Consider the following 11,888-nt stretch of genomic DNA (forward strand, 5'->3'; position numbering starts at 1 on the left):
GGATCATGATCAGAATGGAGCCGGGTTCGTTCAGGCGGCCGCGCCGCCGTTCCAGGCGCTGGCTGGTGCTCGTGGCGGTGGTCGTCTTCGGGCTACTGATGCTGCTGAGCGGCCTGGCGACGGCGTGGACCGACTACCTGTGGTTCGACTCGGTCGGCGCCACGTCGGTCTGGGTCACGACCCTGCTGTCTCGGATCCTGCTGGGGCTGATCGGGTTTGCGGTGGCCGCACTCGTCATCTGGATCAACCTCGAGGTGGTCTCCCGTTGCAAGATCGGACCGCTGATGGACGGCGGCCCTGATGATGAGGTGATCCGCCGCTTCCGGCAATGGGTGCGCTCACGCCGGATCCGCGCCCACCTGGCCGGGGCGGTGGTTCTCGGGCTCCTGCTCGGCACCTCGGTAGCGGCGTGGTGGCAGGACGTGCTGGTCTGGCTCAACGAGGTGCCGTTCGACAAGACCGATCCGATCTTCGGCGTAGATGTGTCGTTCTACGTGTTCGATCTGCCCGTCTACCGGAACATTGTGAGTTGGTCCATCCAGCTGGTGGTGGCTTCCGCCCTGGTCTCCCTGGCGTACCACTACCTGAGCGGCGGCATCCAGCGCCTGCCGAACCGGCTACCGCTCGTCTCGAGCGGGGTCAAGTCGCATCTGTCGGTGTTGCTGGCAGCCTTGGCGATACTCAAGGCGGTTGCCTACCGGCTCGACTCCTACGAACTCCTGTATTCGACCCGAGGCGCGATATTCGGCGCCTCCTACACGGACGTCAACGCCCATCGCCCGGCCCTCACCTTGCTGATGGCCATCTCCATATTGGGCGCAATGTTGCTGCTATGGAATATGCGCCAGGCGGGCTGGCTTCTTCCCGCGGTGGCGGGCGGGCTCTGGCTCATCGTCTCGGTGGTGGTGGGCGGCATCATTCCGGCGGCCATCGAGCGGTTCCGCGTCCAACCCAACCAGTTCAACCTTGAGCGCCCCTATATCGAGCATCACATCGGTTACACCCTCGATGCCTACGGGATGGGGGCGGGGCAGGTGGAGACCCGCGACTTCGCGGCCTCGCCCGACCTCACCGGCGAGGACATTGCCGGCAACCAGGCAACCATCAGCAACGTGAAGCTCTGGGACCCCGGCGTGCTGGTGCCGGCCTACTCGCAGCTGCAGGCGATCCGCCCCTACTACCAGATATCCAACGTCGACACTGATCGGTACGTGATCAACGGGGAGTTGACCCAGGTGATGGTGGCTGCCCGGGAATTGGACTCGGAGGACATCCCGGCCGAAGGATGGGTCAACGAGAAGCTGGTGTACACGCACGGGTTCGGGGAGGTGATCTCCCGGGCCAACGATGTCAACCCGACCACTGGAGAGCCCGACTTCCTGGTGCGGGACGTTCCGCCCAAGTCGATCGTGCCCGAGCTGCAGACCACCCAGCCCCGCATCTACTTCGGCGAGACGGCCGAGACGGGCAGCTATGTGATTACCAGGACCAAGCAGCAGGAGGTGGACTTCCCCTCCGGCGAGGACGACACGGTGGTTCGCAACACCTACGAGGGGGAGGGCGGAGTGCAGCTGTCCAACTTCGCGGTCCGGTTTGCGATGGCCATGCGGTTCGGTGACCTCAACACCCTCATCTCGCCCGAACTCACCCCGGAGTCCCGGGTGTTGATGGTGCGCAACGTGGTCGATCGCCTCGCCCGCGTAGCGCCCTTCATGCAAGCCGACAACGATCCGTACCTGGCCCTGATCGACGAGCGCCTGGTGTGGATCGTCGATCTCTACTCGACCACCAACCGGTACCCGTACTCGGCGCCCGTGATCGACGCTCGTCTCGGGATCACCTCGGACCTGTCTCGTGACTTCAACTACATCCGCAATTCGGTCAAGGCGGTGGTCGACGCCGAGGACGGCACCATGACCCTCTACGTGCTCGAACCCACCGACCCGCTCACCCAGGCCTACCGCAACGTGTTCCCAGAGGTGTTCACCGACGCATCCGAGATGAGCGAGGAGTTGCGGAGCCATCTGCGTTACCCCGAGGACATGTTCCGGGTCCAGTCCGAAATGTACGCGACTTATCACCAGCTGGAACCGCAGGACTTCTTCCAGGACGAGGACAAGTGGCAGGTCCCGGGCGAGCCGGCCACGTCCAATCGCGAGTTGCTGCGTGGCGACGCCTTCGACCAGACAGGCCGGGTCAGAAAGGACCTCCGCCAGAGCCTTCCCTACTACCAGCTGATGAGGCTGCCGGATGAGGAGGAGCTCTCCTACCTGATCCTCCAGAGCTTCAACCCGGCCAGCCGGGACAACATGACCGCCTTCCTGGTGGCCAAGAGTGGCCCCGAGGAGTACGGAAAGATGATCGACTACCGCCTGCCCAGGGGTCAGCTCATCAACGGGCTCGAGCAGGTGAGCGCCCGGATCGACCAGGACCCGGTCATCTCGCAGCAGTTCACCCTGCTGGGCCAGCAGGGTTCCGAGATCATCCGGGGCAACATGCTGGTGGTGCCGGTCGAGGAGTCGCTCCTGTTCATCCAGCCCATCTATCTGAGGGGGGAGGGAGTCCTGCTGCCCGAGTTCAAGCGGGTGGTGGTGGTGTACGGCGAGCAGACCCCGCCGATCATGAGCGATACGCTCGATGCGGCCCTGGCCGAGATCTTCGGCTCGGCGCCGGTCGTAGACCGTTCCGGTGTCGACGACGTTTCCCGTGAGGACACACCGTCCGAGGACGTCGTGACCCGTCCGAGCGACGGGAGCCTCGACCTGCAGGCCACGGTCCTGCGGATCGACCGCCTCCTCAGCGAGGCCGATGCGGCCCTCCGCGCCGGTGACCTGGGCGAGTACCAGGCGAAGGTCGACGAAGCCACCCGGCTGACCGATCGCCTGGTCGGGTCGCTGGAAGGGTAGGCAGCTGACCGGGGGGCGAACCGGCCGATCCTATGATGGACGGCCCGCGACCATGGGAGGCGGTGCATGCCGGGGCTGATCAGGTGGTTCGGGGAGGTCTCCCTCAGCGACGTTCCAACGGTGGGGGGTAAGAACGCCTCACTCGGAGAGATGTACTCCAACCTGGGGTCGCTGGGCGTGGTGGTGCCCAACGGCTTCGCCACCACCGTGGACGCGTTCCGGTTGTTCATGGCCGAGTCGGGACTGGACGGCCGGGTCGACCGGCGGCTACTCGAGGTCGGCACGGATGATCCGGCAGCCCTCCGCGACGCCGGAGAGGACATCCGGCGCTGGGTGGCCGGTGCGCCGGTGCCCGAGCGGTTGGTAGATGAGATCGGCGCTGCCTACGAGAGCCTGGGATCCGAGCCGGGCGGGACCGTGGTGGCGGTGCGCTCATCCGCCACCGCCGAGGACCTGCCGGATGCCTCCTTCGCCGGCCTGCAGGACACCTACCTCGGGGTGCAGGGCGCCGACCGGGTGGTCCGGGCGGTCCGGGATGTCTTTGCCTCCCTATTCAGCCACCGGGCGCTCAGCTACCGGATCCGGGGCGGTTACGACGAGAGCCGGGTCGCCATCTCCGCGGGCGTCCAGAGGATGGTGCGCAGTGCCGCATCCGGGGTTGTGTTCACCATCGACACGGAGAGCGGCTTCGACGGGGTGGTGTTCATCACCGGCGCCTACGGGTTGGGTGAGCTCCTGGTCCAGGGGGGCATAAACCCCGACGAGTTCTACGTCGCAAAGCGGAACCTGGCCGCCGGCCGCCCGGCGGTGATCTCCCGGACTCTCGGAACCAAGACGCAGCAGATGGTGTTCGGCGAGTTGCGAGGGTCCGAGGTCGAGGTCGAGGACGTGCCGCTGGCCGACCAGCGGCGGTTCTGCCTCAGTGACGCGGAGATCGAGGAACTGGCCCGCCAAGCGGTGGCCATCGAGGACTACTACGGACGCCCGATGGACGTCGAATGGGCGAAGGACGCCAATGACGGCCGCCTCTACATCGTTCAGGCGCGGCCGGAGACAGTGCGGAGCCGGGAGAGCCAGGCAATTCTTACCCGGTTCCGGCTGGAGGGCAGCGGCGCCGTGCTGGTGACGGGCCGCAGCGTGGGCCAGCGGATCGGAACCGGCGCGGTGAGGGTCGTCCACTCTCCCCGCGACATGTACCGGGTCGACGAGGGTGACGTCCTGGTCGCGGACATGACCGATCCGGATTGGGAGCCCGCCATGCAACGGGCTTCCGCCATCGTGACCAACCGTGGGGGCCGCACCTGCCACGCCGCCATCATCGCCCGGGAATTGGGAGTTCCGGCGGTGGTCGGGTCCGGGGACGCCACCCGGAGGCTGCAGGATGGCGCCGAGGTCACCGTTTCGTGCGCCCAGGGTGAGATCGGGAGGGTCTACGAGGGAGCCGTACCGTTCCGGATCGAGGTGGTTCAACTGGATCGCATGCCGGAACCACCCACCAAAGTGATGATGAATGTCGGGAATCCCTCCCGTGCCTTCGGGTTCAGCCGGATCCCCAACCACGGCGTGGGACTCGCCAGGATGGAGTTCATCATCAACAACGCCATCGGAGTCCACCCGAAGGCGTTGCTCGACTACCCGGACGTGCCCGGTGATGTCCGCGCCGGCATCGAGGAACGTATCTCCGGATACGAGGATCCCCGGTCGTTCTTCATCACCAAGCTGGTGGAGGGGATCGCGACGCTGGCTCTCGGCTTCCACCCCAAGCCGGTGATCGTCCGCCTGTCCGACTTCAAGTCGAACGAGTACGCCCATCTGCTGGGCGGGCGCCGGTATGAGCCCACCGAGGAGAACCCCATGCTCGGGTTCCGGGGAGCATCCCGTTACCGGTCCTCGGAATTCGCCGATGTGTTCGCGCTCGAGTGCGAGGCGCTCCGGCGGGTACGGAACGAGCTGGGCCTCGACAACATCGAGGTCATGGTCCCATTCGTCCGGACCGTCGAGGAGGCCTCCAGCGTGGTGGAGGTGCTGGCCCGCAACGGCCTACGTCGCGGGGAGAACGGGCTGCGGGTCATCATGATGTGCGAGATACCTTCCAACGCCCTGCTCGCTTCGGAGTTCCTGGAGTTCTTCGACGGCTTCTCGATCGGATCGAACGACCTGGCCCAGCTCTGCCTAGCGTTGGATCGCGACTCCGCCCTGGTAGCCGGCATGTTCGACGAGCGCAACCCGGCGATCAAGGAACTGATCCGGCTGGCGGTCAGGGCGTGCCACGATGCCGGCAAGTACATAGGAATCTGCGGTCAGGCGCCCTCCGACTATCCGGACTTCGCGGCCTGGCTGGTGGACGTGGGGCTCGAAAGCGTTTCGTTGAACCCCGACACGGTGGTCGAGACCTGGATGTACCTGTCCGGCCAGGAGGCGTGAGGTCGTGCCCGGGCCCGGTACGGAGGTCATCGGTGAGGAGGAGTTAGCCGGCGTCCGGGAGGTACTCCGGAGCGGGTACCTCGCCCGTTACGGTCCTGAGGCGGGGTTCCCGGCCAAGGTCCTGCGTTTCGAGCGCGAGGTGGCGAGGCTGGCCGGAGTGGAGCATGCGCTGGCTGTCAATTCCGGGACCAGCGCCCTCTACCTGGCCCTGACGGGTCTCGGGATCGGTCCCGGCGACCAGGTCATCGTCCCGGGGTTCACCTTCGTAGCCTCCATCTCGGCGATCATCCACGCGGGGGCGCATCCGGTGCTGGCCGAGGTGGATGGCAGCTTCAATCTCGATCCGGCCGATGTGGAGGCCAGGATCACTCCCCGCACCAGAGCCGTACTGGTGGTCCACATGCTGGGCAACGCGGCCCGCCTGGACGAGTTGCGCCGGGTGGCCGAGCGTCATGGGGTGGCGCTCATCGAGGACGCGGCCCAGGCGTTCGGAGGGACTTACAAGGGGAGGTGGCTCGGTGGCCACGGCGATGCGGGCGTGTTCAGCTTCAATATCTACAAGACCATCACCTGCGGGGACGGCGGCATGCTCGTCACCGACGATGAAGCCCTTTACCGGCGCTGCTTCGCTTTGCACGATCAGGGCCACAGTCCCTATCGAACCGGTGTCGAGGTGGGCCGCCGGCCCGTACTGGGCCTCAACTTCCGGATGGTGGAGCTCCAGGGAGCGGTGTTGCTGGCGCAGCTGGCCAAGCTGGACCGCATCAAGTCGCAGCTCCGCGTCAATCGGGACATCGTGCGCGAATCCCTGGCGAACCTGCCCGGCCTTGCATTTCGCGATCGGCCCGACCCCGGCGGTGATCTCGCCACCCACCTCGTGGTGGTGTTCCCCACCGCCGAGGTGGCGCGGCGGATCGTGGAGGAACTCGGTGCGATCACCCTGGCCGCATCCGGGTGGCACGTCTATTCGAACATGGAGCACCTGCTGGAAGGACGCACCGCGTCGGGCCGGGGATGCCCGTTCGGTTGCTCCTGCGAGCGCGAGTCCGCGGCCGGCTACCACCGGGGCATGCTGCCCCGGACCGATGCCCTGCTGTCACGCTCGATGAGCATCGGCATCGGGGTTGTGGACCCCAACCTCGCGCCTCTGGGCCTGGGCATGTCGGCAGGTCCGGACAGGGCCCGGCAGCTGGCGGACCGCATCCGTTCCATCATTGCCCGGCATCTCTGATGCGCTCAGGATCATCCGGCGGCCGGGGCCGCGTACGCATGCCGGTTGCTGATCTGTCGTGCCGGTAGTTTTCGCGCTGCTGGCGGCGGCGAGCTTCTCAGCCCTCGCCATCACGGTCACCCGGGGTTTCCGCACCAACAGCCTGATGACCGGTCTGATGGTGTCGCTGCCGGTCGGCGCTCTCGTCACCGGCGCCTTCACGCTGGCCGATCCACCGACCGGGCTGACCCTCCGAGCGATCCTGTTCTTCGTGGTCGGCGGGATCGTCGGGGAGGGCGTGGGCAGGACCGCCTTCATCTTCGCGGTGAGGCTGATCGGGCCTTCCAGCGCCACGCCGCTACAGACCGCAACCTATCCGGCGCTTGTCCTGGTCGGGGGATGGATCCTGCTGGCCGAGCCGGTGACGACCTCTCGAGTGGTCGGGGCGGTCGCCATCGCGGGTGGCATCACCGTGCTGGTGAGGGGCCAGCCGGGGGCGGAGCAGTCCGGCGCAGTCGGGCGGCCCGGGAAGGCAAGGAGGTGGCCCTACCTCCTACCGGTGCTGGGGGGCATTTCGTTCGCGGCTTCGGACGTGCTGCGAAAGCTGGGCCTGGAGGAGACACCCCACCCCGCCTTCGGCGCGGTGAGCGGCACCATCACAATCATCCTTATCTGGATCGTCATCCTGGCTCTCACGCCCCGCCTGCGAGCCACCGTCCGCCTGGAACCCGGATGGCAGTGGTTCATTCCCACCGGGCTGCTGGCGGGTCTCGGAGTGCTGTCGGTGTTCCAGGCGCTCGAGGGGGGAGACGTAACGGTGGTAGGTCCGATCATCATGTCCCAGCCGCTGATAGTGGTCTTCTTCTCGGCCCTGTTCCTGAGAGACCTGGAGAAGCTGACCTGGAAGGTGGTTGCCGGCGCCGCCCTGACCGTCCTGGGAGTGATAACCCTCAGCGTCAGCGGATAAGGCTTGGAGGGGACACGGTCCGCCCTCCGGCGATGTCAGGCCACGTCGTCGAGACTCGCTCGCACAGCCTCGGCCAGATCGGTCACCTGGCTCTCTGTCATCACGAAGGGAGGCGAGACCTGTACGGCGTTACCGAACAGGATCCGGCTCAACACCCCGTGCTTGCGCAAGGCGGCGTTGACCAGGTCCGGTAGCTGCGGGTTCTCGGCAAACGCCTCGGGCGCCAGCTGGATGGCTGCGAGAGCTCCGACTCCGCACCGCACCTCGCTGACCAGTTCGTGAGCCGCCAGCGGGCCCAGCCCGGCGGCGAGCTGAGTCTCCAGCCGGTTCGCCTCTGCCAGCAGGTTCTCACGCTGGATCACGTTGAGGTTGGCGATGGCGGCCGCCGCGACGGTGGTATGCCCCGTGTAGGTATAGCCGTGCCGCCACAGGCCGGCGTCGCCTGCGAACCACGGCTCTGCTATGTGGGGCGCCGCGATCACCGCGCCCAGCGGGAGGTAGCCCGAGGTTATGCCCTTTGCGCAGGTGACCAGGTCGGGCTCAAGGTTCCAGCGTTGGCTGGCGAACCACATCCCGGTGCGCCCGAAGCCGGTGATCACCTCGTCGGCGATGAACAGGATGCCGGTGTCCCGGCAGATACCCCGGACCTTCTCCAGGTAGCCGGGCGGGGGAGCGAGGATGCCGCCCGCGCCGATGATCGGCTCGCAGATGAACGCGGCGATGCGTTCGGCGCCGATCCGCTCGATGGCGTCCAGAAGGGAGTCGTGCGAGTCCCATTCGACCAGAGCTGTATCGGTCAGAAGCTTGCCATAGCCGTCGTTGTTGGCGGAGATGCCGGCGATACTGGTGCCGGCGGTGTGCATCCCGTGGTAGGCCCGCGACCGACTCAGGACGAAGGTGCGGTCGGACCGTCCCATGGCGGTGTGGTAGCGGCGGGCCAGCTTGACGGCCGTGTCCACCGAGTCGGACCCCCCGCTGGTCAGGAAGCTCACGCTGCCGGGAACCGGCGCGATCATCGATAGGCGGTCGGTGAGCTCGTTGACCGGAGGCGAGGTGAGGTCGCCGAAGGTCGAGTAGGCCTCGAGGGTACGCATCTGGGCGGCGACCGCATCGGCGATCTCGGAGCGCCCGTGCCCGATATTGCAGTACCACAGGCTGGCGCCGGCGTCGAGGTACCGCTTCCCGGAGTCGTCCCACACGTAGCATCCCTCGCCCCGCGCGATCACCAACTCACTCCGGAGCACAGCCCGCATGTCCGCGAACGGATGCCAGAACTTGGTAGCCATGGGTGTGCCCTCCAACGGTCGAGGCGGTCGATAGTGCCCATTAGCAGGGCCGCCGGGAATGATAGCGAGCTACCGAGTCCGGGTGGATCCGGCTGGCCACGACCCGTGTGCCTTCCACCCTACGCCAACAAATGACTAGCCCGCATCTTACGTGTTGGTAGTCCTACAACGTAGGGAATCTCGATGACCTATCGCGGCCACTAGGCCGTGTTGCCTCGGCGTCAGTTGCTGGCAGAATCTGGTGTCGTGGCGCGTAAGAAGAAGAACAGAAGGCGGCGGCGCGGATCTCGGTCGCCTAGCGGGGGGCGGTCAGTATCTCTGGCTTCCACCTCTGGTGAGACCCGCGGGTCTCACCAGAACGGAGACAGTGGCGATGGTGAGGTCTTGTATGCGTCGTGGGCGTCGAGCAGGGCCGGGGCGCGAGCTGGGCGGGGATTTCACTTCCAGGAAATGGTCGGGGCTTGGCTGGCCGCGCGTGTCGCAGGGGGCCACATTGCTGCCGATGCGCTGGTACCCGAGGGCTTTGAGGATATGGTCTTGGAGGGTCCAGACGGTCGACTTGTGCAGATTAAGTCGAGACTCCCACGCCGTGACCGATTCCCCGTGGGGGAAGCGACTAGACACGTTCTCGATTCATGGGACAAGATGTCGAACCATCCGGGTGACGGATCAACCTTGGTGGTTGTCTTCGAACATGGTGTCAATGACGAAGACGGTCTGAGCGGTTTCGATCAACCATTGGCGGATGTGTTGTCGGCCGACTCTCGGCTCGGTGCAGAACTCCGCCGCGTCGGCCACCAGCGTGGTTCGAGCAGTGCTGAGATAGGCCGCTTGCTGTCTTCAACCGTAGTCGTGGGAGTCGATTGGGGCGACCTGGAAGCGGAAACAGCCGAGTTGATCGGAGGTCGTGTCGATCTGCCACCTTCTGGTCTGTGTCTTGTCACCCGCCACCTCCGCGCGGTGGTTGCGGACGCTTCCGATTCCAACGCAGCGGCTGACTATGGGAACCGTCGTCGTCTTACGAGGACGGAAATAGTTGCCGGTATCGAGGCTGTCGCCGACCTGGTTGACGTCGATTCGCTTGAGTCAGCTGTACGGGATGGTGTATGCGAGGCACTCGACCTCAGCGTGTCGGTTCAGTCGGATGATGGTTTCTACGAGGGCGTATCAACCCAGCCTCATCATGTGGCGGCCGGTCTGGTGGTACCCCGCCCTGAGTTGATGGATCAGATTCTGTCAGGGCTAGACGAGAGATCGGCTGTCGTCATTACTGGCCCGTCGGGTGTCGGGAAGAGCGCGGTTCTGTGGACGGTTCCATTGGCGCGGCCCGACGTGTTGTGGTACCGGGTGCGTCGTCTCGCTGCCACTGACGCACATGCTCTGATTCGCCTCGCCCGCGCTTACAATGCAAGCCTCGAAGCTCCGGTCGGGCTTCTAGTCGACGCTGTCGGGACGGATGGTCTGAATGGTTGGGCTCGTCTGCGCGCCGAGGCGGCTGCCGTTCCAGGTGTATTTCTAGTGGCAGCTGCACGTTCTGAGGAACTCACCACTTTGGGGGATCTGTCGGGCTGTGCCACGGTGTCGGTACGACTCGACGAAGTAGCCGCCGAGACCATCTTCGCTGGTCTGGTGCGCCGCGGCGCGACAACCATCCCGCACTGGGTGGAGGCATTCAACGAGTCCGGCGGGTTGACGCTTGAGTTCACCCACATGCTTACACGTGGCCAGCGCCTCCGCGACGTCATCAATGAACAAGTAGGCCCTGCGCGAATACGTGGGTGCGGGGGCCTGAAATCCTTGGTTTGGGGGTGAGGCCTCGCTGAAATCGGTGAAGTACCAGTTCGCCGATGCCAGGAGGCCTCGATGTCTGATGTTATGTCCGTTCGCTTGTGGTTGGGTGGTGTTCGGGTGCTGGGTGTGGCGGTCGATACGGTTGACCGCCTGGAGGTGGAGGTGGAGTCGTCTCGGGAGTGGTCGCGGTGCCCGTATTGCGGGTTCCGCTGCCGTCGGGTGTGGGATCGGCGGGTCAAGCGGGTCCGCGACCTTGGGGTGTCGGGCCGGCGGACGACGCTGGTGTGGCGGCGTCGGCGGTTCGTGTGCGGCAACTGTGGGGAGCGGCACCTCGAGGAGCATGACCAGTTTCAGGGGAGTCTCACCCGGCGGCTTTCTCGCCGGCTGGTGGAGGACGCCCGGGCGATGTCGATTAGGGCGGTGGCTCGCCGTCATGGGGTGGGTTGGCATCGAATCATGGCGTTGGTGAGAGCCCATTCGGCTCGGGTCGCGAAGCGGCGTCGGGTCCGGCCGTGTCGGGTGTTGTTGGTGGACGAGACGTCGATTCGGCGTCGTCACCGGTATGTGACCGTGGTTGCGTGTGGGGACACCAAACAGGTGTTGGCGATGATCCCAGGACGCACGAAAGGGTCTCTGAGCAGGTTCTTTAGGGAACAGGGGCCGGACTGGTGCCAGGGGGTGGAGATCGTCGTCACAGACGGTTCACGGTCTTACCAAGCTGCGATTAGCCAATACCTGCCCGACGCCCGCCACGTCCTGGATCGCTTCCATGTGGTTCGCTGGTTCACCGAAGGCTTGACTCTGGTAAGACGAGAACTCCAACGCCGCGACCCCGACCAGACACCCCCAGCATTCGAGCCGGACCTGTTCCGAGCGCGCTTCACCCTGCTGCGGAGAGAAGACCATCTCACCGACGCCCACCGCAAGCATCTGGAGACACTGTTCGAGGCTTACCCTCGGCTCAAGACGGCGTGGGATGCTCTCCAAGAGCTCTACAGCATCTACGAAGCCGACGACCTCCAAGGAGCCAACCAGGCGCTCGCCCGGTTCGCTGACCTCTACGACAGCGGCCAGATCCCCGAATACCACGACGTTGTGGACACGATCATTTCCTGGGGAGAAGAAATCTTGGCCTACCACAGCGCCCGACGGGTCACCAACGGACCCATCGAAGGGATCAACAACCTCCTACAAGTCCTACGACGCGTCGCTCACGGGTTCACGAACCCCGACAACTACGCAGCCCGCGGCATCCTCGTAAGATGACCCCCACACCGGCTACAGCACCCAAAACCCACGAAATC

The 11,888-nt window shown here is 65.5% G+C and carries 7 protein-coding genes; 6 read left to right on the forward strand and 1 reads right to left on the reverse strand.

What is annotated here, in order from left to right; genetic code table 11:
• Nucleotides 1-5: 5 nt before the first annotated feature.
• From ACOQPD_RS01360 to ACOQPD_RS01375, 4 genes are all read left to right on the forward strand, one after another.
• Entirely contained in the window at nucleotides 6-2,906 is a 2,901-nt protein-coding gene (locus ACOQPD_RS01360) for a UPF0182 family protein (protein WP_420613118.1), read from the forward strand.
• 66 nt (nucleotides 2,907-2,972) lie between these two features.
• Nucleotides 2,973-5,330 (forward strand): phosphoenolpyruvate synthase, encoded by a 2,358-nt coding sequence (ppsA, locus tag ACOQPD_RS01365; RefSeq protein ID WP_420613119.1) that lies wholly within the window; start codon nucleotides 2,973-2,975, stop codon nucleotides 5,328-5,330.
• 4 nt (nucleotides 5,331-5,334) lie between these two features.
• Nucleotides 5,335-6,561 carry a DegT/DnrJ/EryC1/StrS family aminotransferase gene (locus ACOQPD_RS01370; RefSeq protein ID WP_420613120.1) on the forward strand — a complete coding sequence of 409 codons (1,227 nt, stop codon included), beginning with the start codon at nucleotides 5,335-5,337 and terminating at the stop codon, nucleotides 6,559-6,561.
• 58 nt (nucleotides 6,562-6,619) lie between these two features.
• Complete coding sequence (locus ACOQPD_RS01375; RefSeq protein WP_420613121.1) at nucleotides 6,620-7,507, forward strand: EamA family transporter; 888 nt, start codon at nucleotides 6,620-6,622, stop codon at nucleotides 7,505-7,507.
• Between the two features lie 35 nt (nucleotides 7,508-7,542).
• On the opposite strand, the gene ACOQPD_RS01380 is transcribed toward ACOQPD_RS01375, so the two are convergent.
• Complete coding sequence (locus tag ACOQPD_RS01380) at nucleotides 7,543-8,793, reverse strand: aspartate aminotransferase family protein (protein WP_420613122.1); 1,251 nt, start codon at nucleotides 8,791-8,793, stop codon at nucleotides 7,543-7,545.
• 675 nt (nucleotides 8,794-9,468) lie between these two features.
• On the opposite strand from ACOQPD_RS01380, the gene ACOQPD_RS01385 reads away from it, so the two are divergent.
• Together ACOQPD_RS01385 and ACOQPD_RS01390 are read left to right on the forward strand one after the other, a co-directional pair.
• Nucleotides 9,469-10,605, forward strand: a complete 1,137-nt coding sequence (locus ACOQPD_RS01385) for a hypothetical protein (protein ID WP_420613123.1) — start codon at nucleotides 9,469-9,471, stop codon at nucleotides 10,603-10,605.
• A 51-nt stretch (nucleotides 10,606-10,656) separates the two neighbouring features.
• Nucleotides 10,657-11,850, forward strand: coding sequence for an ISL3 family transposase (locus ACOQPD_RS01390; RefSeq protein ID WP_420611466.1), 1,194 nt, complete (start codon nucleotides 10,657-10,659; stop codon nucleotides 11,848-11,850).
• Nucleotides 11,851-11,888 lie beyond the last annotated feature (38 nt).

The organism is Candidatus Spongiisocius sp. (assembly GCF_965221825.1).
Taxonomy (GTDB): domain Bacteria; phylum Actinomycetota; class Acidimicrobiia; order Spongiisociales; family Spongiisociaceae; genus Spongiisocius.

Excerpts from the sequence above, each read along its gene's own strand:
- ACOQPD_RS01360 (WP_420613118.1), top strand. The coding sequence starts at position 6 with ATGATCAGAATGGAGCCGGGTTCGTTCAGGCGGCCGCGCCGCCGTTCC.
- ACOQPD_RS01390 (WP_420611466.1), top strand. The coding sequence starts at position 10,657 with ATGTCTGATGTTATGTCCGTTCGCTTGTGGTTGGGTGGTGTTCGGGTG.
- ppsA (WP_420613119.1), top strand. The coding sequence starts at position 2,973 with ATGCCGGGGCTGATCAGGTGGTTCGGGGAGGTCTCCCTCAGCGACGTT.
- ACOQPD_RS01380 (WP_420613122.1), bottom strand. The coding sequence starts at position 8,793 with ATGGCTACCAAGTTCTGGCATCCGTTCGCGGACATGCGGGCTGTGCTC.